Origin of the sequence: Hydrogenophaga sp. (genome assembly GCF_041633695.1) — a bacterium.
Taxonomy (GTDB): domain Bacteria; phylum Pseudomonadota; class Gammaproteobacteria; order Burkholderiales; family Burkholderiaceae_C; genus Hydrogenophaga.
The window spans coordinates 1-24,117 of the sequence record NZ_JBFJMY010000004.1 but is presented as its reverse complement, the minus strand read 5'-3'; the positions used below and the strand labels follow the sequence as shown (position 1 = coordinate 24,117).

Genomic DNA, 24,117 nt, shown 5'->3' with positions numbered 1-24,117 from the left:
CGCCTCAAGCCTTCTCCAGGCCGATGGCCCGGTTGAGCAACTGAACGTCCTGGCGCAGTGCCCTGGACTCGCCTGAGAACACGGGGACGCCGCGTTCGAGCAAGACCACGCGCTGCGAGAAGTCGAGCACCACATCGACATGCTGCTCCACCAGCAGACAGCCCACTCCAGTGGTGGCGCAGAGCTGATCGATGGCCGCCATGAGCTCGTCGCGCACCTTGGGCGCCAGACCTTCCAGCGGTTCGTCGAGCAACAGAATGCGGGGTTCGCCCACCAGCGCACGCGCGACCGCGAGCATCTGCTGCTCGCCACCCGAGAGCTGGTTGCCGCCGTTGCGCCGCCGCTCGTGCAGGCGCGGAAACAGGCCGTAGGCCTTGTCCAACGCCGCAGTGGCCGGACGTCCTTGCAGCGCCGACAAAAGGTTCTCCTCCACCGAGAGCGAGGGAAAAATGTCGCGGCCTTGGGGCACATAACCGAGTCCAGCGCGCGAGCGTTGGTAGGTCGGCATGTCGGAGATGTTGGCGCCACCCAGACGAATAGCCCCTTTCTGCAACTGCGTCAGACCCATGGCGCAGGCCAGGGTCGTGGTTTTGCCCGCGCCATTGCGGCCGATCAGCCCGACGCGCTCACCCTGTCTCACCGTCAACGTCAGGCCTTGCACCACCGGCGCGCCCGCGTAGCCGACGGTGACGTCGTCGAATTGCAGTTCAATGTGCGAGTGGGCCATGGTCTGAGCGTCCGAAATATATGTGTTTGACTTCCTCGTTGGCGGCCACTTCCTGCGGAGTGCCTTTCGCGAGAACCGATCCGGACGCCAACACGATGATGTCTTTGGCAAACCGGAACACCAGGTCCATGTCGTGTTCGATCAACAACACGGCCAAATCGCCGGGCAATGTGGCGAGGGCCTCCAAAATGCGACCGCTTTCGCTTTGCGGCACACCCGCAGCGGGCTCATCCAGCAGCAACACGCGGGGCTTCATCGCCAGAGCGAGAGCGATCTCGACCAGGCGCCGTTCCCCCAACGCCATGCTGCCAACCACCCGTTGCGCCAGCCGTTCCAGACCGAGTGCCTGCAAAGCTTCATGCACCTCGGCCTCCACCGTGGCGGCCTCCCGTTTGCTCTGGAACACGTGCGCGGCCAGGCCCCGCCGGTGCAAGACCGCCGCTCGCACGTTGTCGTGGACGCTGAACTCCAGGAACAGGCGGCTGATCTGGAAGGTGCGCACCAGACCGGCGCGCACCCGCGCGTCCTGCCGCATGCCGGTGATGGCTCGGCCGTCCAAGGTCACGGTGCCAGCCTTGGGTCTCAGCATGCCGCTGAGCAAATTGACCAAGGTGGTCTTGCCGGCGCCGTTCGGGCCGATCAGCGCGGTGCGGGCACCCGCGGGCAAGGACAGCGAGACGTCATCGGTGACCTTCAAGCCACCGAAAGCCATGCACAAACCGTTTGCACTCAAGCGCGCGTTGCTCATGCGGCCTCCTTACGGGTACGGAACCGGGCCATGGCCGCCTTGGCGCGGTCCACCAGTTCGATCAGCCCGCCAGGGAGCACGACCATCGTGACGATCAGCAACAAACCGATCACCAGCAACCAATGGTGCGGGCTCAGACGGGAGGCAATGTGGTGGATGACCATGTAGGTCACGGTGCCCAGCAAAGCACCGGCCAACCGCCCGGTACCCCCCAGAACCACCATGATGAGCACGCCTGCCGATAGATGGAAGTCCAGCATGCTCAGACTCGCCACCTTGGCGGTCTGCGCGGTGACGGCGCCCGCCAGACCCGCGACAAAGCCGCCAATGACATAAACCAGCAGCAGGTGCCGGTACACACGGCCCCCCAGCGCCTCGACGCGCCCGGCGTCCAGGCGGATGGCCCGCGCCGTGAGACCAAATGGTGAGGCCACCAGCTTGCGCAGAGCGAAATAGGCCAGCGCCAGCACGACCAGCGCGTAGAAATAGCCCGTGCGCCCGGTGAAGTCGAACTCGAACATGCCGAACAGCGGATCGATCGTGAAGCCGGTGAAGCCGTCATCTCCACCCGTCACGCCACGCGCCCAGTTGGCAACCTCCAGCAGGATCTGCGCCGTGGCAATCGTCAGCATGACGAGCGTGAGACCCTTGGACCGCAACAACACCGCGCCGCTGATCAGCGCCACGACCAGTCCAGCCATGCCACCCATGGCGAGACCGAGCAGCGGGTTGGCGGACACGTGCATGGCGAACAGGCCGGCGGCGTAGGCGCCCGATCCATACAGCGCGGCATGGCCCATGGAGGCAATGCCCGCCTGGCCCAGCACCAGACTCAGCGAGAGCGCAAACAAACACATCGTGGCGATGTTGGACAACAAGCCCAGGTCGAACGGGAACAACCAGAAGGCCAGCAGACCCACCGCGATGATCAACATTTCGGGCAACAAGGACATCGAGCCCGATGGAACGCCCGGCGCGTGCAGGGTGTGTGTCATCGGTTTCACCAGGGTGGTGGGGGTGCTCATGCCTTACCCCCGAAGAGCCCATGCGGGCGCACCAGAAGAACGAGGAACATGGTCAGAAAAAAGGCAATGGAAGAGAGTTGGGGTACGAAGTACTTGGTGGCGGTGTCCACGATGCCGAGCAGCAGTGCCGCCAGGAAAGAACCCATCAAGGTACCGTGCCCGCCGACAGCCACCACGGCCAGAAAGGTCACCAGGTACTTCGACGCATAGGCCGGCTCCATGGGCAGCAGTTCGGCACCTGCGATGCCACCGAGTGCCGCCAGTGCGGCGCCCGCAGAGAACGCGATGGCGTAGATGCGCGTGGTATCGATACCGACCGCCTGGGCGATGGACGCGTTGTCAACCGCCGCGCGAACCCGGATACCGAAGGACGAGCGCTCCACCGAGAACCACAGCATCGCCAAAACGCCCAAACCCAGCACCAGCACCATCACTCGGTGCTTGGGAACCGTGCGCGCGCCTATCTGCAAGCTGCCGCTGAAAACGTCCGGCAACGCAAGCGTGGTGATCGCCGAGCCGAACATCATGTTCGCCAGAGAGATCATCACGAACATGATGCCAATCGTCACCAGCATCTGGTCGAGTTCCGGCCGTTTGTAGAAGCGGCGGATCAACCAACGTTCGATGGGCAGGGCCGCGACCGCCACAACCACGATCGCGAGAACGATCCCGAGTCACGGCGGCAGTCCGAACAGCTCCGGCAGCGTGGCAGCGAGAAAGCCGCCGAACATGGCAAAGGCACCATGCGCCAGATTGACCACCCGCATCAGCCCCATGGTCATGGACAGACCGATGGTGATCATGAACAGGATCATCGCGTAGGCGACCCCGTCCACCAGGATGCTGGTCAACAACGATAAGGACACCATGTGCTCCGCTCGCGTTGCTTATTTGGCCTGCAGTGCAGCAGAGCGGCCATGGTCGGGCTGCATCTCGAAGGTCTTGAACTCGCGGTTGCGCAGCTTGCCCGCTGCGTCCTTGTCGACCACGCGCATATAGACGTTCTGCACCAGCTCGCGCGAGGCCGCGTCGATCTTCACCGGGCCGCGTGGGCTTTCCCACTGCCAGCCTTTCACACTCTCCAAGGCCCTCGCACCATCTCGCTTGCCCGCCGTCGCCTCGATCATCCTGTAGATCACCGTCATGCCATCGTAGGCCCCGATCGACACTGCGTTGACAATGACATTTGGCGTCAGCTCGGCAACGGTCTTGATAAAGAGCTCGTTCTTGGCAGAAGCGTGCGCTGGCGAATAGTGCAGAGCTGTCTCCAGACCCAGTGCCACGTCACCAAAACCGGGCAGATCGACTTCACTGGTTTCCCCTGTACCAATAAAGCGGATACCGGCTTCCTTCAACCCCGCTTCGGTGTAGGCCTTGATGATCGCGTAGGTAGGCGGTCCGCCCGGCCCGAAGACAAACACCGCGTCGGGCTTCACCGTCTTGATCTTCTGCATGAAGGGACCAAAATCGGTGGTTTTCAACGGCACACGGATTTGCTCGACCACCTTGCCGCCGCCGGCTTGGAAGGACTTCACGAAAGCATTTTCAGAATCCAGACCAGGCCCATAGTCGCTGACCATGGTGACGACCGTCTTCACCTTCTCGGCGAGCGCATATTTCGCCGCTGGCACGCTGACCTGCGGCAAGGTGTAAGACGTGCGCAGCAGGAAGTCCGACTTGTCCAGTATCGACGAGGTGGCTGCATTGAAGATCACGGTAGGTACCTTGGCCTCTTGCGAGATTGCGGCCACGGCCAACGCGTCGGGGGTGAAGTAGAGCCCCCCGATGTACTGCACCTGGTCTTTGATCACCAGTTCCTGGGCCAGTGCCCGGGCCTGGGCGGGGTTGATGTCTGCGAGATCCTTCCAGACAATTTCAACGGTGTGACCAGCCACGGCCGTGCCGTGGATCTTCTGGAACGCCTTGACCGTGGCCTCCCACATCTTGCCGTTGGTGGAGTAGGGACCGGACAGAGGGGCGATCACGCCGACCTTGACGGTGTCGGCCTGCACGGCAGACGCGAGCGCGGAGGCGGCGGCAAAAATGCCTGCGGCAATGAGGGATTTCATGGTGTTGTCTCCTGTGGATATCGACGCGAGAAATTCAGGCCGTGGTGGTTTCGTGTGGTGCGGGATCGGTGTAGAAGTTGCCTGAGCGGATCTTCACCAGCGCCTGCTCTTCATGGAAGTGAACACCCAGGGGATCACCGCCTTCGGCCACGGTTGCAATCTGCTTTTTCATCATTCGACGCAGCAAACCGATGCCACGATCGCTGGTTGCCAAGTGCTCCTCCGAGTGCAGGGTGATCGCACCTTGCCCGCCTTGTGCCTCGAAGTCCCCAGGAAAGTCTTGCCGCTCTTGCTCGCTAAGTTCTAGCCAGGATTTGCCGTTGTGCATTTTGAAAGGTGCGAACCTGCCCGGTTTGCGGGTGCGTGCCGCGAAGAAGCCACGGAAATGCGTGTCGTCCACGGCCACATGCCAGCCCACCCAACTACCTCGGCCCGGTGCGAGGTCAATGTCCGGAATGGCCGATATGTTCGGCAGCAACGCCGAATTGATTCGATCCATCGAACGACCGTCCTCGAACTCGCGGTAGGCGTGGTAGATCACGCCCGACTCCACCGGCTCGAAGTCGACTTTGGGCAGTATCTTGAAACCTTCGGCGAACTGGATGCCACTGAAGGTCGCGTGCAGCACATGCACGTGGTAGGGGTCGACAATGTTTTCCCAGTTCTGCAGCCAGTGGTAAGGCACGTGAGGATCCTTCACATCGTCGGCAAAGCCCGCGAATCCAGAACCATTGACTTCGATGAATTCACCCTCTTCCAAGTCTTCGAGGATGTCGTAGCGGGGAAGCACCGGCTTCTTCTCCGGCGGGCCCATGTACGCAAACACCAGGCCATAGCGCTCTTCCACGGGATACCAGGGCTGGCGCGCGGTATCGCGGTGCTGGCCGCCATCGGGTTCACACGGCTGGTTCAGACAGTGGCCCTCCACACTGAAGAGCCAGCCGTGGTAACAGCAACGGATGCCCTCCTCTTCAACGCGGCCGAAGTACAGCGAAGTACCGCGGTGCATGCAGCGCGGGTAGAGCAGGCCTGGGCGGCCCGCCTTGTCGCGGAACAGCACCAGGTCCTCACCAAGCAGGCGGACCATCTGGGGGCGGCTCGTCACTTCGGCGGCCACCCCAATGGGGTGCCAGTAGCGGCGCAGGTACTCGCCGGCCTGCGTGCCCTTGCCGACGCCCACCAGGGTGTCATCGGGATGGGCTGGGGCGTGGTGGTAGGCACTGCCCTGCAGGCGGGAAACGTCGTGGATGGGGATGGTTTTCATGGTCGTTCCTTCAAGTGGATGGAGTCGCTATCACAAGCTCTATGGTCAATGTATGAATAATATCAAGTATCTTGAACTTAAAGATAATGGAAAACCCGTACACTGACCTATCGATGTCCGTCCACGCTGCGCCCATGACCAAGAAAAAAACCGCCACAGCCACTCCCGCCCCCGGCAGACGAGCCCTCGCTGATCAAATGGGCAACACCCTGATGAAGGAAGCCGACCCGCTTCAGGCCGATCCCATCTTCGGCAATTCGGACGTGCTCGTTTCACAGTGGAACAAGCAGTTCGCCGGTGAAGACGTCCGCGCCCTCACACTGGGCATTCGCATCCGCCGGATTGCCATGCTGCTGGACGAATTGAGCATCCAGGAATGCGAGGCCGTCGGCCTCAAGCTCAACGAATGGCTCTTGATGATGGCGTTGCGTCGCATGGGCGAGCCGTACTGCTTGCGTCCAACCGACATCCTCAAAATGCACAGCGTGACCTCAGGAACCGCCACCTATCGCATTGATCAGCTCACCAAGCAGGGCCTCGCCGAGCGGATAGCCGACCCGAGCGACCGACGTGGTTACCTGATTCGGCTCACACCACGCGGGCTGGAGATCATTGACACGGTGTTGCACGGATTGCGCGTCAACTTCCACAAAAAGTTGCTGCCCATGTTTGAGATCGAAGGCGGCTTTGAGATCTTCGAAGAGTCGTTGCGGCTCTATGAGCGGTGCATGGAGCAAGGCGACTAAGCGCCACACGCCCTTCGTCAATCGTTTGCGGTTCGCGGGCGGCCCGCGATCACGTCTGGCGCCCGGGCACACCCGTCTACAATTTCCGGCCCCCAGCCACGCACCGCAAAACCCCGCCATGAACATCGTCGTCAGCCCCGCGCTGAAAGCCTATATCGACCCCTTGACCCCACAAGAACACGAGGCGCTGGAGCGCAGCATGCTGGCCGAGGGCTGCCGCGATGCGCTGGTGTTGTGGGGCGACACCCTGGTGGACGGCCACAACCGCTACGGCATTTGCCAGAAGCACGGCTTGCCGTTCCAGACCGTGCAGAACCCGCGCTTCCAGTCGATGGAGGACGTGCACCTGTGGATGATCGACCAGCACCTGGGGCGGCGCAGCGTGTCGGACTTTCAACGTGGCGTGCTGGCCTTGCGCAAGCGCGAGATTCTGGCCGAACGGCGCGCCCAAGGCCTGCCCGCCGTGTCTGCCGGTGCCCCATCCGAGCAAACCGAAGAGCGCGCGCAACCGGACGACAGCCTCCCCGCTGCCGCCGCGCCAGAAGCCAGGCCCCTGCACAGCCGCGAAGACATCGCCAAGGCGGCCCGACTCAGCAGCGGCCAGGTGGTGCTGATCGAAAAGATACAGAAACAGGCCGAACCCGAGTTGGTGGCGGCCCTCAGGTCCGGCAGCATTTCGCTCAACGCCGCAGCGGCCGTGGCCTCTTTGCCGGCCAACGAGCAGAAAGCCGCCGCCATGGCCGGCACCGACGAGCTCAAGCTGGCGGCCAAGCGCGTGCGGGAGTCGCGGCGAAAGGCACCGGAGTCGGTCAGCGATGGGCAGGCCACGGCACCCGATCAAGAGCGGCAGGCCTTGCAGCGCCAAGTGGCGCAGCTGCAAGCCGAGAACGCCGCTTTGCATGCACAGCTGGAGGCCTTGCGCGCCCAGTTGGACGCGGCCACCGCGCCGGATCTCAATCGCTGACGCAGAGACGCCAGCGGGTCCTCCTGGTCAGTCGCAGCAATGGGCTTGCAGGGCCGCCGATACCTGCAAATGTGTTTGTTCGGTCAGGTGGTCCAGAAACACGTGGGTGCGCTGGGGCAGGAACTTGCGGCTGGGCAGCGCGGCGTACACCGTGGCACTGCGGTAAATCCAGGGCCTGAGCACCTGCACCAGTTCGCCGCTCACCAGTTGAGGCGCCACCACCTTGAGCGCGGCCGAGGTGATGCCAATGCCGTCCAGCGCCGCGCGCATGAGCGTGTCGCTGTGGTTGGCCCACAGCACCGTGTCGACCGCCACCTCCACCGGCGCCTTGGGCCGATCCGGATGGACCAGGCGCATATGGGACGCGCGCACGCCATCCAACTTCAGACGCAAGCAATCGTGCTGCCGCAGATCCTCGGGCTGCTCCGGCGTGCCTCTGCGCTTCAGATAGGCGGGCGAAGCGACCAGGATCACCTCGGAGGTGATGATTTTTCGTGCGATGACGTCGCCGTTGAAGTCCTCGTCCGCGACGAACAGCACCACGTCGTAGCCCTCCACCAGCGGCTCCTTGTACGACTCCACCGAAATGTCGAGCACGATCTTGGGGTATTGCCGACGAAAGCCCGCCAGCATGGGCGCCAGCATGTGGGTTGCCAGTTGGGGCTGCACCAGCACACTCAGGACACCGGCCAGCTCGTGGGTGTGTGAGCCCGCCAGATCGCGCGCCTCTTCCACATCCAGCAAGATGCCGCGCACCCGGCCCAAGTAGGCTTCGCCCGCCGCGCTGAGCGACACGCTGCGGGTGGTCCGGTGCAGCAGCCGCGTACCCAGGTGGTCCTCCAGGTCGGCCACCAGACGCGTCACCACCGCAGGCGACAGGTCGAGCGCGCGGGCGGCCGCAGCAAAGCCACCTTCGTCGATGACGCGCTGAAACACGCGCATGGACATCAATCGATCCATAGAGCCTCTCCTGGGGAATTCAAGGCCCGGATTGTTTCCTATTCCACAACGGTTCATTGCGCGTAAGGGTATTTCTCTATTGCCCCGCCACGCATAAAGTTCATCCATCGACGAGACGCACCTTCAAACGCCCCTTCGATGTGACCCAGGCGGCATTCCGCCGCCCGGGGATCTTCAACCCTCAAAGGACATCCATCATGAAAACGTCTTACGCAGCCACCCTCGTTCTTGCACTCGCTTCCCTCACCGCAGGTCAGGCCATGGCCGGCTCCATCGCATACGACTCCGAAACCGGTATCGTGCCTCTGAACGCTCCCGTTTCCGCCGTTGTCGGCAAAACCCGCGCCCAAGTGGCGGCCGAACTGGCCGAGTACCAAGCGGCCAACGCAGGCAACGCTGTCGACTCCGAAACCGGGGTGATCAGCCTGAACACGGTGGTCACCACCAACAAAACCCGCGCCGAAGTGAAAGCCGAGCTGGCGCAATACGCCATGGCCCACCAGAACGATGCATACGACTCCGAAACCGGTCTGATCCGCCTGAACTGATCGCGCTGGCCCGCCGACACCGCCCACGCATGTGGGGTGTCGGTATCCAAGCAAAGGGACTTCGGTCCCTTTTTTCTTGGGCGGCTCACCGACGACCACTCGGTGCGGGCAAAAAAAAAACCGGCCAGAAGGCCGGTCTTTTTTCAGCGAGGCTGCAGGCTTTAGTAGCTGCTGCGGCCGCCGCCGTATCCACCACCACCGCCATCGCGACGGCCACCGCCGCCGCCACCGGTGCGTGGCTCCATCGGACGGGCTTCGTTCACCACCATGTCGCGGCCATCAACGGACTGGCCGTTCATGCCGCTGATGGCTGCCTGGGCTTCCGCGTCGCTGGACATTTCCACAAAGCCAAAGCCTTTGGAGCGTCCGCTGTCGCGGTCCATCATGACTTTGGCCGACTCAACGGTGCCAAATTCAGCGAAGTGTTGTTGCAGGGAATCGTCTCTCACCGAGTAGGAGAGGTTGCCGACGTAGAGTTTCTTGCCCATTTGAGGACCTTTCAAAAAATGCTTGTACACCCTGAACCCAAGATGCAAAGCGGGGGGCGCCGGTCTTGTATGCGAAGACCGATCACCGGAACCGACGCCTGACCAAAGCCAGCGTGCGGGTGGATCTGGGCGTTCGAATACCGGACGTGAATCCGGATCTTGGCCCAGGTCGGGGTTGGGGGGAGGAGGATGAGGGGAGGAGGAGGACGCCGGAGGTTAAGCTCGCCGCAGGGGAGCGTATGACAACCGGAAGAGTCGAAACCTTCGACTCCAGGGTACGGGGGTGGGGCGTTGAGCGCCCAAGTCCGTGTCAGACCGCAGTTGCTGCAAAGGTAAGCGAATTACAGCAACAGCTCGATTTTATGCCCGATCTGTGCCACGTGTCCGATTATTTGCGTGCCGGTGTGGGGCTATTGCCTCACACCGGCCACGGCGCGCCCTGGCGGAGGCGTTCAGCGCGGGGCCATGCGGATGGCGCCGTCCAGGCGCACGCTCTCGCCATTGAGGTAACCGTTGGTGATCATCAACTCGGCCACCTGGGCAAATTCGGCCGGATCGCCCAGCCGCTTGGGGAAGGGCACGGACGCGGCCAGGGCGGCTTTGACGTTTTCGGGCGCACCTTGCAGCAGGGGCGTGTTGAAGATGCCGGGCAAGATGGTGTTGACGCGAATGCCTTCGCCCATGAGGTCGCGCGCAATCGGCAAGGTCATGCCCACAATGCCGGCCTTGGAGGCGGTGTACGCGGCCTGGCCCATCTGCCCGTCTTCTGCCGCCACGGACGCGGTGTTGACGATGGCACCGCGTTCGCCGTCCAGCAGCGGCTCCAGGGTCAGCATGCCGGCGGCCGATTTGGCGATGCAGCGGAAGCTGCCCACCAGGTTGATCTGGATGATGCGATCGAAGTTGGCCAGCGGAAAGTGGCGGATCTCGCCGGTGGCTTTGTCGCGGCCAGCGGTTTTCACCGCGTTGCCGGTACCGGCGCAGTTCACCAGAATGCGTTCCTGCCCGTGAGCGGCACGGGCCTTCGCAAAGCCCGCGTCCACCTGCTCCTCGGAGGTCACGTCGACCAGGCAAAAAATGCCGCCGATTTCTTTCGCCAGCGCCTGGCCCTGGGTTTCATTCAGGTCGAACAGCGCGACCTTGACGCCATGGCCCGCGAGGCGTCGGGCCGTTGCGGCCCCCAGACCCGACGCGCCGCCGGTGACCACAGCGGCCATGTTTGCATTCAATTCCATATCAAAGACTCCAAAAAAGATTGATCGATCCCAAGGGCTGGCCAACAGGCGGGCAAACCGCGAGGCGTCTAGCACACACGGCACAGCCCTGCAGGGCCCCACCCGGGTTAAAAAATGGTTCAGACACCGTGGTAGCGCGTGCCTGCTGCGGCCATCTCGCGCATGCGCGGCGTGGGCGCGTAGGCCGGGCCAAGCGCGGCCAGCGCATCGCAGCGGGCCACCACTTCGCTCAAACCCAGCCAGTCGGCGTACTTGAACGGGCCGCCCGCGTAGGCGGGAAAGCCCAGGCCGAGCAGCATGGCCATGTCGAGCTCGGCCGCTGTGGCCACCACGCCCTCTTCCAGCGCATGGGCCGACTCGACGATCATGGGCAGCATCATGCGTTCGACGATTTCCGGCGCGCTGAAATCGCGCTGACCCTTGGGCTGGATGCGGGCCAGCAAGGCGTGGCTGTCGGGCGCGGCCGAGCGGCGGGGTTTGCCTTGAGGGTCGGTCTCGTAGCGGTAGAAGCCGATGCCGTTTTTCTGGCCGTAGCGCTGCTGGCTGGCCATCAGCCGCAAAGCGTCGTTTTCCAGGTGCGGCATGCGCTCGGGGTAACCGGCTGAAATCACGTCGCTCACGTGGCTGCCGGTGTCCATGCCGATCACGTCTTCCAGATAGGCCGGCCCCATGGGCCAGCCAAAGGCTTCCATGGCCTGGTCCACCTGGACAAAATCGGCGCCGTCGGCCACCAACTGCAAAAAGCCGCGCATGTACGCGGTGAGCACGCGGTTGACGAGAAAGCCCGGACCATCTCTCACCACGATCGGGGTCTTGCCCATGACCACCGCATAACCCACGGCGGTGGACACCGCCTCCGCGCTGGACTTTTGTCCACGGATCACTTCCACCAGCGGCATCATGTGCACCGGGTTGAAAAAGTGCATGCCCACGAACTGCTCGGGGCGCCGCAGCGCTTGTGCAATGTCGTCGATGCGCAGGCTGGACGTGTTGGAGGCGATCACGGCGGCGGGCGCGACATGGTCTTCGAGTTCCGCCAGCACTTTTTGCTTGACGCCCAGGTTCTCCACAACCGCCTCGATCACGCAGTCGACCTCATTCAGCCCTGCGTTGTCGAGTTGCGGCGTGATGGCCGCCAGCACGCCGTTGGCGCGGTCCTGGCTGAGCTTGCCGCTCTTGACCTGCCGCGCCAGCTGTTTGGCGGCTTCGCACACACCCAGATCCAACGCGGCCTGGGCCAGGTCTTTCATGCGCACCGGCACACCGCGCAGCGCGCTGGTGTAGGCGATGCCGCCACCCATGATGCCGGCGCCCAGCACCGCCGCCTGGCGCACGGCTTGGCCCGTTTGCGCGTGCCGTTTGAACAATTTCTTGAGCGCCTGCTCGTTCAGAAACGTCTGCACCAGCGCCCCGGCGGCCTGGGTACGCGCCACTTCTCCAAAGACCTGGTTCTCCAAGGCGAGTGCTCCGGTGCGGTCGTGGGCGCAGGCCTGGGCCATCATGTCCAGCGCCATGCGGGCCGCCGGTTGGTGCTTGCGGGAATTTTTGTCGGCCAGCGGGCGCAAGGCCTCGAACACCGCCGCCACCTCGGCAGCGGGCAAGGCCACCGGCTGGCGCTTTTGGTCTTGCCGTGCGGCCCAGTCCAGCCCGCCTGCCATGGCGCGGCGCAAGGCGTCCAGCGCTGCGCTGCGCAGCGCCTCGGGTGCGGCCACTTCATCGACCACCCCAGCGGCCAGCGCGGCATCGGCCCGGCGCGGTTGCCCGCCCGCGACCCATTCACCCGCCAAGGCCGGGCCGGCTAGGCGCGCCAGCCGCACCGTGCCGCCAAAGCCGGGAAACAGACCCAGCTTGACTTCGGGCACACCCACCTGCGCGGCGCTGGACATCACGCGCCAGCTGGCGGCCAGCGCCAGTTCCAGCCCACCACCCAGGGCAAAGCCATTGATGGCCACGACCGTGGGCACGGGCAAATCCTCGAAAGCCAACAGCGCAACGTTGCTGAGCGCCACGCCGGCCGAGATCGCGGCCGGTGTTTGCTGAAACTTCGCGCCGAACTCGGTGATGTCGGCGCCCACGATGAACACGTCCTTGGCGCTGGTGACCAGCACGCCGCGCACAGCCGGTTCGGCCGACAACAACACCGTGGCCTGGTGGAACTCGTCCAACGTGCGCTGGTCCAGCTTGTTGATGGCGTCGCCTTTGCGATCGAAACACAGCTCGTACACACCGGGCTCGTCCGTCGCGGCGACCCAAATACTTTGACCTTGAAACACCCATGACTCCTTTGCGTCGGAACCATCCGACACCAGCAGCCAGTCTAGAAAGGACGGCCCCGCAGAGCATCGTCCGAAGCGACGAAAACGCGCCGCTTCAGCTGCGCACGCGCAGCAAACCTTCCTGGGCCACGGAGGCCACCAAGCGACCATCGCGGCTGAACACGTTGCCGCGGCAAAATCCGCGCGCACCCGAGGCCGACGGCGAGTCGGTCTCGTACAACAACCAGTCGTCGAAGCGGAAGTCGCGGTGGAACCACATGGCGTGGTCCAGGCTCACGCTTTGCACCTGGGGCTGCATGAAGCTCAGGCCGTGGGGCCGCATGGCCACGCCCAGCAGGCTGAAGTCCGACGCGTACGCCAGCAAGGCCTGGTGCACCAGCGGGTCGTCGGGCAGGGCGCCGGGGGCGCGCAACCAGGTCTGGTGGTTGGGTTCGCTGCGCTCGGGCGTGAGCAGGTGCAGCGGATCGACCGGGCGCAGCTCGATCGGACGGGCTTGGTCGACCACGGCACGGGCCACGGGTGGCAGGTGTTCGCGCAAGGCCAGGCGGGCGTCGTGCTCGTCGCGCAAGCTGTCGGGCGGCGGCGCGTCGGGCATGGCGCGCTGGTGCTCGACCCCGGTTTCGCGGACATGGAACGAGGCCGACATGTGGAAGATGGGCCGTCCATGCTGAAGCGCGACCACGCGGCGCATGGTGAAGCTGGTGCCGTCGCGCACCCGGTCCACCTCGTAGCGGATCGGCTCGGCCTTGTCGCCCGCGCGCAAAAAGTACCCGTGCAGGGAATGCACGCCGTGCGTGTCCACCGTGCGCGCGGCGGCCATCAAGGCCTGGCCCAGCACCTGGCCACCAAACACCGAAGGGCTGCCGATGTCGAAATGGCCGCCGCGAAACAGGTTCTCGTCCAGGCGTTCCAGTTTCAGCTGGGCCACCAGTTCGTGCAAGGCGGCCACGCGGTCGGTGGCGGAGTGCGTATTCAGGGAGGTCATGGGCGGCGAAATGGAGCGGTGGAGTGGAACGGCGAAGCGGTGTGCCAAGCAAGCGACTGGCGTTCCAGAGTGTAAGCAGCACAATGGACTGTGAAATCGTCTGAATAGACGGCTTGTTTCCCGCCACTCTGCTCCACAGTCCCTCCTGGCCACCCACGCGTGGCCGAAACCAACCATGTCCGTGCCTCTCACACCCTCCCCTTCTGGCGGCCCAATAGCGCCGATGACCGACCGCGCGTCTCAGGCGCGGGGGCTGGAGGCCAAGTTCAACCCCCCGGCCCCGACGCCTTCCCAGGTCTTGCGCCAGGGTTTGAGCGAGACCATTTGCAGCGGTGCCGGTCAGTTGGTGCTGGTGCGCGCCCCGGCCGGCTTTGGCAAGACCACGGCCATGGTGCACGCGCGAGACCGCTTGGAACACGCCGGGGTGGCCACGGTCTGGCTCACGCTGGACCGGGCCGACAACGATGTTTCGCGCTTTCTCACCTGCCTGGAGGAGGCGGTGGCCCGCCTGGGCATCGCGGCGCCCACGGGTGCTGCTGCGCCGGACGCGGTACAGGCCTTGTCGCGCAGCGACACGCCGTTCGCGCTGTTCCTGGACGAATTCGAGGCCGTGCACGAGGCCGCCGTGCTGGGTCTGGTGCGCGAAATCGCCAGCCACCTGCCGCGGCGCGGGCACCTGGTGATCGGCTCGCGCAACCTGCCGCAGCTGGGCCTGGCCCGGCTGCGCGTGCACGGGCTGTTGCAAGAGGTGGAGGCCGAACAACTGCGCTTCAGCCTGCAGGACACCTCCACCTTTCTGGATCGGCGGCGCCCCCAGGCGCTCAGCGCCGACCTGCTGTACCGCTTGCACCAGAAGACCGAAGGCTGGGTCGCTGCGCTCTGGCTGGCGTCGATGGCGCTGGAGCGTTCCAACGACGACGCCGACTTCATCGACCGGTTCTCGGGCTCGAACCGCGCCGTGGCCGACTACCTGGCCGAAGACGTGCTGGACCACCAGCCGCCCCACATCCGCAAGTTTCTGCTGCGCACCAGCCTGTTGCGCCAGCTCGACGCCTCGGTCTGCGCCGCGCTCAATCCGCACACCGACTGCGCGGCCTTGCTGGAGCAGCTCGACGCCGACCACCTGTTTCTGACCCCGGTGGTGGCCGAGCAGCGCACCTGGCGCTACCACAGCCTGTTCGCCGACTACCTGCGTGCCCAGTTGGAGCGCGAGCGGCCGGACGAAGTGGCCCGCCTGCATCTGGCCGCGTCCGGCTGGTACGAATCCCAAGGGCGGCCGGTGCCGGCCATCGACCACGCCATCGAAGGCGGCGATTTTCCCCACGCCATGGATTTGCTGGACGAGCACGCCGAAGGCTTTCTGGAGCAAGGCCGCATGCGCCTGCTCTCGCGTTGGTTCGCGGCCTTGCCGCCGGCGCAAATGCGCCAGCACCCGCACCTGGAAATGACGGCGATCTGGGCCAACTGCATGACCAGCGGCCCCTGGGACGCCATGGACATGCTGGACCGCTCGGGTGCCAGCGCCAGTACCGACCCCTATCTGCGCGCCTACGCGGCCTGCCTGCGCCCCATGCTGCTGGCGATGCAGGACCGCAGCGAAGAGGCGCTGACGCTGGGGCGGCTGGCGTTGAAACAATTGCCCACGGGCCATACGTTTGCCGACAGCACCCTGCTCAACGCCATGGCCTACACCACCGCCGTGGCCGGCCACGAGCGCGAGGCGCAACAACTGCTGGACGCGGCGCGGCGCGAACAAAGCGGCGACAGCACCTTCAACCGCATGTACACCGAGTCCATCGAAGGGCTGCTGGATCTGCAGCAAGGACGGCTGCGCCAAGCCACGGCGCGGTTCCGGCTGGCGGTGGACGCGACCCACGCCGTCAACTACCACCACACCCACGGCAACGCCTGGGCCGGCGTGTTCTACACCAGCGTGGTCTACGAGGCCAACCAGCTCGACCAGGCCGACCACCTGCTCAACGTCTACCTGCCGCTGGCGCGCGACGTGGGCTTGCCCGACCACATGATCCTGAGCCACACCATGCGCTCGCGCATCGCCTTTGTGCATGGCGACGTGGACGCCGCCTCGCTGGCCATCACCGAACTGGAGTACCTGGGCAACCGGCGCAAACTGCCGCGCGTGGTGGCGGCGGCCAAGCTAGAGCGCGCGCGCCTGCTGCAGTTGCAGGGCCACGGCCCGGCGGCGCGCGACGAACTCGTGCGCGCCGACGACCCGACGCTGTGGAGCCTGGTGCAGCGCCAACGCCAGCTGGCGCACGACATCGAATACATGGAACTGGCCCGCTTGCGCTGGGAAATCGCCTTTGGCGACCCGGCGGCGGGCCTGCTGCGCCTGGACGCGCAAATACAGACAGCAGAAAAGGGCTCGCGCAACCGGCGCCTGCTCTGCCTGCGCCTGTTGCGCGGTCTGGCCTTGCAGCGCACCGGCGATGTGCCAGCGGCGGTGGCGCAGGTGGGCGCGGTGTTGCAGTTCACCTGCCAAGAGGGGTTCATGCGCCTGCTGCTGGACGAAGGCCCGGCGGTGGGCTCGCTGGTGCAGCGCTACCAGAGCCTGCACGAGAGTGGGCAGTTGCGCGACCCCTTGATGGGCGACTATCTGCAACGCCTGCTGCAGGCGTTTGGCCCCCTGCCCAGCGACACCGAGGCCGCCAGCGAACTGCCCGGCGGCGCGCTGGAGCCGCTCACGCGCAAGGAAATCCGGGTGCTGCAGCTGCTGGTGGAAGGCTATTCGAACAGCGCCATGGCCGAGAAGCTCTATGTGTCGGACAGCACGGTGCGCACCCACCTGCGCAACATCAACATGAAGCTGGGTGCGCACAGCCGCACGCAGGCGGTGGCGATCGCCCGGCGGCTGGGTCTGATCGTCTGAGCCCGGCGCCGGTCAGGCGCTGCGCAGGCGTTTGTCCTCGGCGGTGCGGCTCTGGATGTTTTGCCGCGCGGCGGTCCAGTCGTCGTCGGTCCAGCTCGCCATGTGGGCAAAGTTGCCCCCGGTGGCCTGGTATTGCGCGCCGTCGATGGCGATGGTCTGGCCGGTGAGGTATTCCGAACCCGAGCTCATGAGGAACGCGGCCAGATTGGCCAGTTCCGGCATGCGCCCGTTGCGGCCCATGGGGTTGCCCTCGGCGATGTGCTCACCACCGCCCGGGTTCAGCCGCGCGCTCATGCCTTCGGTGGGAAACAGGCCGGGCGCGATGGCATTGAAACGGATGCCGCGTCCGCCCCACTCCACCGCCAGCGATTGCGTCATCGCGTTCAGGCCGGCCTTGGACATGGCCGAAGGCACGGTGTAGGGAGAGCCGTTCCAGACCCAGGTCGTGAGAATCGACAACACCGAGGCCTTGCGCCCTTCGGCCAGCCAGCGCTTGCCGCAGGCCAGCGTCATGCAGAAGCTGCCACGGAACACGGTGTTGGCAATCGCGTCGAAGGCGCGGGACGACAGGTCTTCGGTGCGGCTGACGAAGTTGCCCGCCGCGTTGTTGATGAGCCCGGTGAGTGCGCCGCCGTCGGCCCAGATGGTGTCGATCAGGGCGTGGATGGCGGCATCGTCGCGGATGTCGCAAGCCAGCGGCACCACGCGCCCGCCGTGGGCCTGCATCAGCTCGCCAGCGGTCTGCTCCACCACGGCCAGGCGGCGCCCGCAGATGTACACATCGGCGCCGAGCAGCAGCAAGGCCTCGGCCATCACCCGGCCCAGGCCGGAGCCGCCGCCGGTCACGAGAATGCGCTGGCCTTGCAGCAGGCCGGGTTTGTAGATCAGGTCGTCGAGCGTCATGAAAGGTTTCTCCGTTGTGGCGGGTTCAGGTGTTGCGGTAAATCGGTGCGCGCTTTTCGAGGAAGGCGGCCATGCCCTCGCGGAAATCACCGCTCTGGGTGCACAGCACCTGCTGGCGGTCTTCCATGGCGATCACGGCCTCCAGGCTGCCGGCGTCGATGGCGTGGCCCAGGCCTTCCTTGGTCAGGCGCAGCCCCAACGGCGTGTTGCGCAGCATGTCTCGCGCCAGCGACTGCGCCTCGGTCTGCAGTTCGGCCAGCGGTGCGACCTGGCTGAACAGGCCCAGGCCCAGCGCGCGCTGCGCGTTCATGAAACGGCCGGTGAGCAAATATTCGGCGGCCACCGAGCTGCCCACCATGCGCGGCAGAAAATAGCTCACACCCATGTCGCAACCGGTGAGGCCGATGCGGATGAAAGACGCGTTCATGCGCGCATCGGGCGTGGCCAGGCGCACATCGCACGCCAGCGCGAGCGCAAAGCCGCCACCACTGGCCGCGCCCTGGATCACGCCGATCACCGGCTGCGGGCAGCGGCGCATGGCGATCATGATGTCGCGGATGCTGTGCTGCACGGCCATCATGGCCTCGGCGCCCACGGCGTCACCGGGCTCCTGCTCTTTCAGATCCAGTCCGGCGCAGAACTGCGCGCCCGCCGCCTGCAGGATCACCACACGGACTTCGAGGCGGCGTTGCAGCCCCTGGAAATACGTGCGCAGCGCGGTCGCCAGCGCCGGGTTGAGGGCGTTGAGGCGGTGTGGTCGGTTCAGCGTGATCCGCGCAATGCCGCCCGCCTCTTCGATCAGCAAAATGTCATCGTCTGTCATGGGTTCTCCTGCTGGGCGCGTGCGCTCAAAGTGCGCGTGAAATCACTTCTTTCATGATTTCGTTGGTACCCCCGTAAATGCGCTGGATGCGCGCGTCGGTGTACATGCGGCCGATCAGGTATTCGTTCATGTAGCCGTAGCCGCCGAACAGCTGCAGACAAGCATCGACCACGCGGCCCTGGGCCTCGGACCCCCAGAGCTTGGCCATGGACGCGGTGGGTGTGTCGAGCTTGCCCGAGAGCAAGGACTCCACGCAACGGTCGATGAAAGCGCGACCGACCTGGATCTCGGTGGCGATGCTGGCGAGCTGGAACTTGGTGTTCTGGAAGTCGCCAATGGGTTGGCCAAAAGCCTTGCGCTCGCGCACATAGGCCAGCGTCGCCTCGTACGCGCCCTCCATCGCGGCCAGCGCGGTCACGCCGATGATCAGGCGTTCGTAGGGCAGATCGCCCATGAGCTGGAAAAAGCCCTGCCCTTCCTGCCCACCCAGCAATTGCTCGGCCGGTACCCGCACGTCGTCGAAAAAAAGCTCCGAAGTGTCTTGCGCCTTGAGGCCGATCTTGTCCAGCAGGCGCCCCACCCGGTAACCGGCGCAGTCTTGCCTCTCGACGATGAAGATGGAGGTGCCGCGCGCGCCCTGGCTGGTGTCGGTTTTGGCCACCACCAGCACCAGACCAGCGAGGTAGCCGTTGGAGATGAAAGTCTTGGAGCCGTTGAGCACATAACCGCCGTCCACCCGGTCGGCGCGGGTGCGAATGCCTTGCAGGTCCGAACCGGTGCCGGGCTCGGTCATGGCTATGGCGCCCACGCATTCGCCGCGCGCCATGCGCGGCAAGTAGCGTTTCTTTTGCGCCTCGGTGCCGTGGTTGAGCAGGTAGTGGGCGACGATGGTGTGCACCGAAGCGTTCATGCCGGTCAGGCTGCGGCGCGACATTTCTTCGTAGAACACCGCCTCGTGGCGGAAGTCGCCGCCCACCCCACCCCATTGCTCCGGAATGTCGGTGCACAACAGGCCCATTTCACCGGCCTTGCGCCAAATACCGTGGCCCACGTGCCCGCGCTGGCGCGCGGCCTCGTCGCCGGGCTGCATTTCGGTTTCGATGAAGCGGACCACGGTGTCGCGGTATTGGTCCAGATCGGGGTCGGTCCAGGAGCGGGTGAATGAGAGAGGCATGGCTGTGCTGCTGTGGTGGGTGGGAAAATTCGGTGCGCGGGCGATTCGAACCGCTCAGGCCACACCGGGCTGCCAGCGCGACAACACCTCGTCGGCCGGTGCGCTGCGGCTGGACCGGGGGGTGGCTGCGGGGGTGCGGTCAAAGCGTGGTGCCGGTGCGGGCTGCACCACGCCATCGAGTTCGACAAAGGTTTTGCGCGCCTGGTTGTGCGGGTGCTGTGGCGCCTCGTCCCAATCCAGCACCGGCGCAAAACAGGCGTCGCTGCCTTCCAGCAAGGCGCACCAGGCGTCGCGCGGTCGGCTGCGAAAAATTTCGGCCAGGCGCAGCTTGAGCAAGGGCCAGGCGGTGCGCTCCATCTGAACGTCGAAAGCCGGGTCGTCGGCAATGCCGCAGCGCTCGCGCAGCAGCGCATAAAACTGGGGTTCGATGGCGCCCACGGCCACAAAGCGGCCATCGGCACAGGCATAGGTGTCGTAAAAAAAGGCACCGCCGTCGAGCATGTTCTCGCCGCGCTGGTTGCTCCATTGATCCGCCGCCTTCATGCCATACATCATGCTCGACATCAGGGCCGCGCCGTCGGTCATGGCCGCGTCCACCACCTGGCCGCGCTCGGAACGGGCAGCTTCGTGCAAAGCACTCAGAATGCCCACGGCCAGCAGCATGGCGCCGCCACCGAAATCGCCCACGTAGTTGAGCGGGGGCACTGGCGCCTCACCTGCCCGCCCAACGGCATGCAAAGCGCCGCTGATCGCGATGTAGTTGATGTCGTGGCCGGCCGCGTGCGACAAGGGCCCGGTCTGGCCCCAGCCCGTCATGCGGCCGTATACCAATCGCGGGCGCCGCTCCAGACACACCTGTGGCCCCAGACCCAGGCGCTCCATCACGCCTGGGCGGTAACCTTCGACCAGCACGTCGGCCTGGTCCACCAGTTCGAGCACCGTGGCCACGGCCGCCGGGTCGCGCAAGTCCAGGTTCAGCACGGTGCGCCCCCGGGCCAGCACGTCGTGCGGATCCAGTGCGGCACCTGGGCGCGCCACGCGCACCACATCCGCGCCCAGGTCGGCCAGTACCATGGCGCAAAACGGCCCCGGCCCGATACCGGCCAACTCAAGGACTTTCAACCCCGCCAATGGACCGGCCATGGACATGCTCCTGGTGACGCGCCCCGTGGCGCTGGGAGTTCCATCGTGCCCCGAGGCGCTTGGTGGCACATCGTCCAAATGGACGATCTCGCGCGCTACGCACAGCTACCGCTGCGCGGAGCCCTTCAAATAAAAAAGCGCCCAGCCTCTTGGCAGAGGACTGGGCGCGTGCAGCGCAAATGCGTCAAAGACGCCGGAGTATGTGAAAGCTCAGTAAGCGCCCTTGGGCTCCAGACCCAGCATTTGTTGACCGGCCATGGTGGACACCGCATCCCAGTTCAAAGTGATGTGCTGGGCGATCATGTTGCCGTCGCGCCAGATGCGCTGGATCGGTTGGTCCAGCGTCAGGCCCGAAGCACCCACCGTGGTGAACAAGTCCTGGATCGCACCATGGCAGAGTTTGGCCGAATACGCGTGGCCACGGCGGTTGCGGATGCGCTTGTCCACGCTGATGGCGTTGCCCGCGCTCACCGTGTGCTCGACCTCGGACGTGTCCCGGTCCAGCACCAGGCGCGCCGCATCCACCGCCGCAGCGGCACCGGCCAGGCGGGACTGCACATGCGAGAAGCCGCTCAAGCGGTTGCCACCACCACCCGCGCCGCCACGGGTGACCCGCGAACCGCACATGTCAACGAACACGTCGATCGCGCCTTGCGCCGCGCCCAGCAGAGGCGAGGCCAGACAGACCGGCATGGCGGCCAGAAAAGGAATGGTGTAAACCGGGTTGGTATTGACCGCCGTGCCCGGCGCTTTGCCAGAAGCCGCCTCGGGAAACAGCAGGCGGCGGTGCGCAGGCACAAAGCTGGGTTTGCCGATCACCACGGTTTTGGAGCCGGTGCCGGCTTGGCCTGCGACAAACCAATCGTCCTCGATGGTCCACTCTCTGCGCGGCACGACCACAAAACCCGCACCGGGAGGCGCGCCTTTTTCGGCGGGCGGAAACTGCACGCCCAGCACGGCCCACTGCGAGTTGTCCACGTTGGACGCGAACTTCCACTTGCCCTGGATCAGCCAGCCACCCTCTGTGGGCTCGGCCATGGTGACCGGCGCATACGAGCCGCACATCAGCGCGTTCGGCGTGGGGCCCCACACATCGTCTTGCGCCTGCTCGGGGAACAAGGCCAACAACCAGTTGTGGATGACGCCCAGGGCTGCCGCCCAGGCCGACGAGGCGCAGCCGCGCCCGATCTCGCTGATCAGGTCCATCATCGCGGTGAAGCCGTATTCGTAGCCGCCATAGCGTGCCGGTTGCATCAGCCGGTAAAAACCAGCCTCTTCAAAACGCCGGCTCATCTCTTCGGACAAACGGCGGTTGATCTCGGTCTGCTGGCCTTGCTCGCGCAACAGGGGCACCAACTGGGTGGCGGCGGCCACGATACTTTCCAGCGACGGAGCGTTGGCAACCGGGCTCAGGCGGCCCAGGGCACTGGCGGCGGCGATCTGGCTGGTGTTGTTGGAACTCATGGGGGTCTCCTCGGTTTTTGGGATGGATAAAACGCGTGCCGACCCGCTCAGGCGTACACGGGCGCGATGTCGACGTAGATCCGAAGAGAGCTCACCAGATCGCCTTGGCGCTCCAGCATGGTCACGGCGGGAACGGTGACCGTTTGGCCATCCTTTCTCAGGTATTCCACCTTGGCTTCCAGGCAGGTCTGCCCGTTGGCTTCGACCACGCGCTGCACGTGGTGCCGAATGCCACCAATGGAAGAGAAGAGGTAGCCGATACCACCCTTGGCGGCTTCGTGGCCGACCATGGGCGGGTTGTTGGCGACGACCACCTGGACGTCCGGCGTCAAGCCGGCGATGAAGCCTTCCAGATTCATGGCGTCGATTTGGGCGTACAGATCCGAGAACCAATATTTCATGAGGTGCTCCCTGTTCAAACGGTTGGGTTGGTGGTGGCCATCTTGCGGATCGCACCCAAGGTGGCGTCCACGGCCTTGAGGTAATCGCGCTCCATCACCTCGCGGAATTCGCGCTCTTTCTCGCTGTCAGAAGGCGCGTCCACCAGTTGCAGCGCAAAGCTGAACCGCAGACTCAGCGCATCGCCTTCGCCCAGAATTTCGTTCACGATGAAGCCATCGGCGTTGCCCGACAAGCGCAGGAAAACCACCTTGGTCTCGGGATAAAACGTGATGCGCTCGCGCGCGTCTTCGCCGCGGAACACGATGTCGCGCACCAGGCCATTGGCGCTGCGTTCCAGCACGTCGCACTTGGCCATGCCGGGCACAAAGGGCAAGGCGTTGTCCGCCTTCATGACCAAGCCCTTCCAGATTTCGCTTCTGGACAGTTTGGGGTGCGCGGGGTCGGTGTTGACCGCGACCTCTTTCGATACGTAAATCATGTTGTCTCCTGGTTGAACCTGTCGGATGCGGCACCTGCAAGGCTCTCCGCTTTCGGGCTTTTCGCCTTTTCTTTTCAGACGTGAAGCCATGGAAAAGGACGTTGAAAGGATGATAGGAAGAGCCCCAGGGCACTGTCCAGATCGCTCCATGAATGGTCCACATTGACGGGCTTGATTGCGGCTGGCCTTCGGTCATCAAGGCCTGGATGCCGGCCCGCGCCAGCAACGCGGACACGAGCCGCTCGGCATCGGTCACAGCCAACACCGTTTGGGAACGCTTGTCAAAAATCCTGGGTTATCCCGAAACGAATTCCGGATCACCGGCCACCAGGAATTCCCAGACCCGCTCGGCAATGCGCCCGTCCCACGTGGCGCGGTTCGCGGCCACAGCCGCATCGGCAAAACTCACGTGCTGCGCACCACCGGCGGCACGAACCGCCAGTTCGACCCGCGCCGCGTCTTCCAGAAACCAGGCCAGGGTGACCGCTTTTTCAATGGTGTCGGCAGCGGTCACCGCGCCGTTGACGCCCACCACCACCGCGCTGGCCGAGCCCATGACCTCGGCCACACCGTTTGCGGCCAGATCGTTGCGCACCAGCGCCGGATCGCGCCACATCGGCACCTGGGGATAAAAATAGGACGAATAGCCGTGGCGCGCCGATGGGCTGTGGCCCATGGCGGCCAGCGCCATGACCTGGGGCGACAGAAAGCGGCAGACGGCATTCACCTCGGGTCGGCGCCGGTAGATTTGCTGGTGCATGCGCACCTCGCCCAAAACCCCCTCGGGCAGCGGTCCATCCACCGG

General features: G+C 64.9%; 22 protein-coding genes and 1 pseudogene. 4 read left to right on the top strand and 19 right to left on the bottom strand.

Annotated elements, in window-relative coordinates; translation table 11 throughout:
* Window positions 1-4: 4 nt before the first annotated feature.
* From ABYB95_RS00605 to ABYB95_RS00580, 6 genes and pseudogenes are all read right to left on the bottom strand, one after another.
* Complete coding sequence (locus ABYB95_RS00605; RefSeq protein ID WP_372656470.1) at window positions 5-727, bottom strand: ABC transporter ATP-binding protein; 723 nt, start codon at window positions 725-727, stop codon at window positions 5-7.
* Window positions 708-1,475, bottom strand: coding sequence for an ABC transporter ATP-binding protein (locus ABYB95_RS00600; RefSeq protein WP_372656468.1), 768 nt, complete (start codon window positions 1,473-1,475; stop codon window positions 708-710). The genes ABYB95_RS00605 and ABYB95_RS00600 overlap by 20 nt, the downstream gene beginning before the upstream one ends.
* Window positions 1,472-2,500, bottom strand: coding sequence for a branched-chain amino acid ABC transporter permease (locus tag ABYB95_RS00595; protein ID WP_372656467.1), 1,029 nt, complete (start codon window positions 2,498-2,500; stop codon window positions 1,472-1,474). Before ABYB95_RS00595 ends, ABYB95_RS00600 begins: the two co-directional genes overlap by 4 nt.
* Window positions 2,497-3,336, bottom strand: a pseudogene (locus tag ABYB95_RS00590) (branched-chain amino acid ABC transporter permease). Before ABYB95_RS00590 ends, ABYB95_RS00595 begins: the two are co-directional and overlap by 4 nt.
* A 51-nt stretch (window positions 3,337-3,387) precedes the next feature.
* Window positions 3,388-4,569: an ABC transporter substrate-binding protein gene (locus ABYB95_RS00585; RefSeq protein WP_372656466.1), complete on the bottom strand. Its 1,182-nt coding sequence runs from the start codon at window positions 4,567-4,569 to the stop codon at window positions 3,388-3,390.
* 34 nt (window positions 4,570-4,603) lie between these two features.
* The gene (locus ABYB95_RS00580; RefSeq protein WP_372656465.1) at window positions 4,604-5,833 is read right to left on the bottom strand and encodes a Rieske 2Fe-2S domain-containing protein; all 1,230 of its coding nucleotides are present in this window, start codon (window positions 5,831-5,833) and stop codon (window positions 4,604-4,606) included.
* A 134-nt stretch (window positions 5,834-5,967) separates the two neighbouring features.
* On the opposite strand from ABYB95_RS00580, the gene ABYB95_RS00575 reads away from it, so the two are divergent.
* Entirely contained in the window at window positions 5,968-6,579 is a 612-nt protein-coding gene (locus ABYB95_RS00575; RefSeq protein WP_372656464.1) for a MarR family winged helix-turn-helix transcriptional regulator, read from the top strand.
* Between the two features lie 118 nt (window positions 6,580-6,697).
* Window positions 6,698-7,543, top strand: coding sequence for a plasmid replication/partition related protein (locus ABYB95_RS00570; protein WP_372656463.1), 846 nt, complete (start codon window positions 6,698-6,700; stop codon window positions 7,541-7,543).
* 27 nt (window positions 7,544-7,570) lie between these two features.
* On the opposite strand, the gene ABYB95_RS00565 is transcribed toward ABYB95_RS00570, so the two are convergent.
* Window positions 7,571-8,503, bottom strand: coding sequence for a LysR family transcriptional regulator (locus ABYB95_RS00565; protein WP_372656462.1), 933 nt, complete (start codon window positions 8,501-8,503; stop codon window positions 7,571-7,573).
* Between the two features lie 197 nt (window positions 8,504-8,700).
* Between ABYB95_RS00565 and ABYB95_RS00560 the strand changes: the two genes are divergently transcribed.
* A complete protein-coding gene (locus tag ABYB95_RS00560) occupies window positions 8,701-9,051 on the top strand; it encodes a hypothetical protein (protein WP_372656461.1) in 351 nt (116 codons plus the stop codon).
* A gap of 161 nt (window positions 9,052-9,212) precedes the next feature.
* On the opposite strand, the gene ABYB95_RS00555 is transcribed toward ABYB95_RS00560, so the two are convergent.
* The 4 genes from ABYB95_RS00555 to tesB form a co-directional block, all read right to left on the bottom strand.
* The gene (locus tag ABYB95_RS00555; RefSeq protein ID WP_372656460.1) at window positions 9,213-9,539 is read right to left on the bottom strand and encodes an RNA recognition motif domain-containing protein; all 327 of its coding nucleotides are present in this window, start codon (window positions 9,537-9,539) and stop codon (window positions 9,213-9,215) included.
* Between the two features lie 452 nt (window positions 9,540-9,991).
* Window positions 9,992-10,774, bottom strand: coding sequence for an SDR family NAD(P)-dependent oxidoreductase (locus tag ABYB95_RS00550; protein ID WP_372656459.1), 783 nt, complete (start codon window positions 10,772-10,774; stop codon window positions 9,992-9,994).
* A gap of 119 nt (window positions 10,775-10,893) precedes the next feature.
* Window positions 10,894-13,047 carry a fatty acid oxidation complex subunit alpha FadB gene (gene fadB, locus ABYB95_RS00545; RefSeq protein WP_372656458.1) on the bottom strand — a complete coding sequence of 718 codons (2,154 nt, stop codon included), beginning with the start codon at window positions 13,045-13,047 and terminating at the stop codon, window positions 10,894-10,896.
* Between the two features lie 97 nt (window positions 13,048-13,144).
* On the bottom strand, window positions 13,145-14,035 hold the full coding sequence (gene tesB / locus ABYB95_RS00540) for an acyl-CoA thioesterase II (RefSeq protein ID WP_372656457.1): 891 nt from the start codon (window positions 14,033-14,035) through the stop codon (window positions 13,145-13,147).
* A gap of 223 nt (window positions 14,036-14,258) precedes the next feature.
* Between tesB and ABYB95_RS00535 the strand changes: the two genes are divergently transcribed.
* On the top strand, window positions 14,259-16,925 hold the full coding sequence (locus tag ABYB95_RS00535; protein WP_372656456.1) for a LuxR C-terminal-related transcriptional regulator: 2,667 nt from the start codon (window positions 14,259-14,261) through the stop codon (window positions 16,923-16,925).
* A gap of 12 nt (window positions 16,926-16,937) precedes the next feature.
* Here the strand turns inward: ABYB95_RS00535 and ABYB95_RS00530 are convergent, their stop codons facing one another.
* From ABYB95_RS00530 to ABYB95_RS00495, 8 genes are all read right to left on the bottom strand, one after another.
* A complete protein-coding gene (locus ABYB95_RS00530) occupies window positions 16,938-17,828 on the bottom strand; it encodes an SDR family oxidoreductase (RefSeq protein ID WP_372656455.1) in 891 nt (296 codons plus the stop codon).
* Between the two features lie 25 nt (window positions 17,829-17,853).
* Window positions 17,854-18,651 (bottom strand): enoyl-CoA hydratase/isomerase family protein, encoded by a 798-nt coding sequence (locus ABYB95_RS00525; protein ID WP_372656454.1) that lies wholly within the window; start codon window positions 18,649-18,651, stop codon window positions 17,854-17,856.
* A gap of 25 nt (window positions 18,652-18,676) precedes the next feature.
* On the bottom strand, window positions 18,677-19,825 hold the full coding sequence (locus tag ABYB95_RS00520) for an acyl-CoA dehydrogenase family protein (RefSeq protein ID WP_372656453.1): 1,149 nt from the start codon (window positions 19,823-19,825) through the stop codon (window positions 18,677-18,679).
* Window positions 19,826-19,879: 54 nt separating this feature from the next.
* Window positions 19,880-20,968, bottom strand: coding sequence for a CaiB/BaiF CoA transferase family protein (locus ABYB95_RS00515; protein ID WP_372656452.1), 1,089 nt, complete (start codon window positions 20,966-20,968; stop codon window positions 19,880-19,882).
* A 210-nt stretch (window positions 20,969-21,178) separates the two neighbouring features.
* A complete protein-coding gene (locus ABYB95_RS00510) occupies window positions 21,179-22,432 on the bottom strand; it encodes an acyl-CoA dehydrogenase family protein (protein ID WP_372656451.1) in 1,254 nt (417 codons plus the stop codon).
* A 47-nt stretch (window positions 22,433-22,479) separates the two neighbouring features.
* Window positions 22,480-22,833 (bottom strand): nuclear transport factor 2 family protein, encoded by a 354-nt coding sequence (locus tag ABYB95_RS00505; RefSeq protein ID WP_372656450.1) that lies wholly within the window; start codon window positions 22,831-22,833, stop codon window positions 22,480-22,482.
* A 14-nt stretch (window positions 22,834-22,847) separates the two neighbouring features.
* Complete coding sequence (locus ABYB95_RS00500) at window positions 22,848-23,312, bottom strand: SRPBCC family protein (RefSeq protein ID WP_372656449.1); 465 nt, start codon at window positions 23,310-23,312, stop codon at window positions 22,848-22,850.
* 295 nt (window positions 23,313-23,607) lie between these two features.
* A partial coding sequence (locus tag ABYB95_RS00495) for a class II aldolase/adducin family protein (protein ID WP_372656448.1) occupies window positions 23,608-24,117 on the bottom strand: 510 nt, incomplete at its 5' end.

What these genes read in the sequence shown, in the direction of transcription:
- ABYB95_RS00605 (WP_372656470.1), bottom strand. Translation starts at nt 727, where the DNA reads ATGGCCCACTCGCACATTGAACTGCAATTCGACGACGTCACCGTCGGC.
- ABYB95_RS00600 (WP_372656468.1), bottom strand. Translation starts at nt 1,475, where the DNA reads ATGAGCAACGCGCGCTTGAGTGCAAACGGTTTGTGCATGGCTTTCGGT.
- ABYB95_RS00595 (WP_372656467.1), bottom strand. Translation starts at nt 2,500, where the DNA reads ATGAGCACCCCCACCACCCTGGTGAAACCGATGACACACACCCTGCAC.
- ABYB95_RS00585 (WP_372656466.1), bottom strand. Translation starts at nt 4,569, where the DNA reads ATGAAATCCCTCATTGCCGCAGGCATTTTTGCCGCCGCCTCCGCGCTC.
- ABYB95_RS00580 (WP_372656465.1), bottom strand. Translation starts at nt 5,833, where the DNA reads ATGAAAACCATCCCCATCCACGACGTTTCCCGCCTGCAGGGCAGTGCC.
- ABYB95_RS00575 (WP_372656464.1), top strand. Translation starts at nt 5,968, where the DNA reads ATGACCAAGAAAAAAACCGCCACAGCCACTCCCGCCCCCGGCAGACGA.
- ABYB95_RS00570 (WP_372656463.1), top strand. Translation starts at nt 6,698, where the DNA reads ATGAACATCGTCGTCAGCCCCGCGCTGAAAGCCTATATCGACCCCTTG.
- ABYB95_RS00565 (WP_372656462.1), bottom strand. Translation starts at nt 8,503, where the DNA reads ATGGATCGATTGATGTCCATGCGCGTGTTTCAGCGCGTCATCGACGAA.
- ABYB95_RS00560 (WP_372656461.1), top strand. Translation starts at nt 8,701, where the DNA reads ATGAAAACGTCTTACGCAGCCACCCTCGTTCTTGCACTCGCTTCCCTC.
- ABYB95_RS00555 (WP_372656460.1), bottom strand. Translation starts at nt 9,539, where the DNA reads ATGGGCAAGAAACTCTACGTCGGCAACCTCTCCTACTCGGTGAGAGAC.
- ABYB95_RS00550 (WP_372656459.1), bottom strand. Translation starts at nt 10,774, where the DNA reads ATGGAATTGAATGCAAACATGGCCGCTGTGGTCACCGGCGGCGCGTCG.
- tesB (WP_372656457.1), bottom strand. Translation starts at nt 14,035, where the DNA reads ATGACCTCCCTGAATACGCACTCCGCCACCGACCGCGTGGCCGCCTTG.
- ABYB95_RS00535 (WP_372656456.1), top strand. Translation starts at nt 14,259, where the DNA reads ATGACCGACCGCGCGTCTCAGGCGCGGGGGCTGGAGGCCAAGTTCAAC.
- ABYB95_RS00530 (WP_372656455.1), bottom strand. Translation starts at nt 17,828, where the DNA reads ATGACGCTCGACGACCTGATCTACAAACCCGGCCTGCTGCAAGGCCAG.
- ABYB95_RS00525 (WP_372656454.1), bottom strand. Translation starts at nt 18,651, where the DNA reads ATGACAGACGATGACATTTTGCTGATCGAAGAGGCGGGCGGCATTGCG.
- ABYB95_RS00520 (WP_372656453.1), bottom strand. Translation starts at nt 19,825, where the DNA reads ATGCCTCTCTCATTCACCCGCTCCTGGACCGACCCCGATCTGGACCAA.
- ABYB95_RS00515 (WP_372656452.1), bottom strand. Translation starts at nt 20,968, where the DNA reads ATGGCCGGTCCATTGGCGGGGTTGAAAGTCCTTGAGTTGGCCGGTATC.
- ABYB95_RS00510 (WP_372656451.1), bottom strand. Translation starts at nt 22,432, where the DNA reads ATGAGTTCCAACAACACCAGCCAGATCGCCGCCGCCAGTGCCCTGGGC.
- ABYB95_RS00505 (WP_372656450.1), bottom strand. Translation starts at nt 22,833, where the DNA reads ATGAAATATTGGTTCTCGGATCTGTACGCCCAAATCGACGCCATGAAT.
- ABYB95_RS00500 (WP_372656449.1), bottom strand. Translation starts at nt 23,312, where the DNA reads ATGATTTACGTATCGAAAGAGGTCGCGGTCAACACCGACCCCGCGCAC.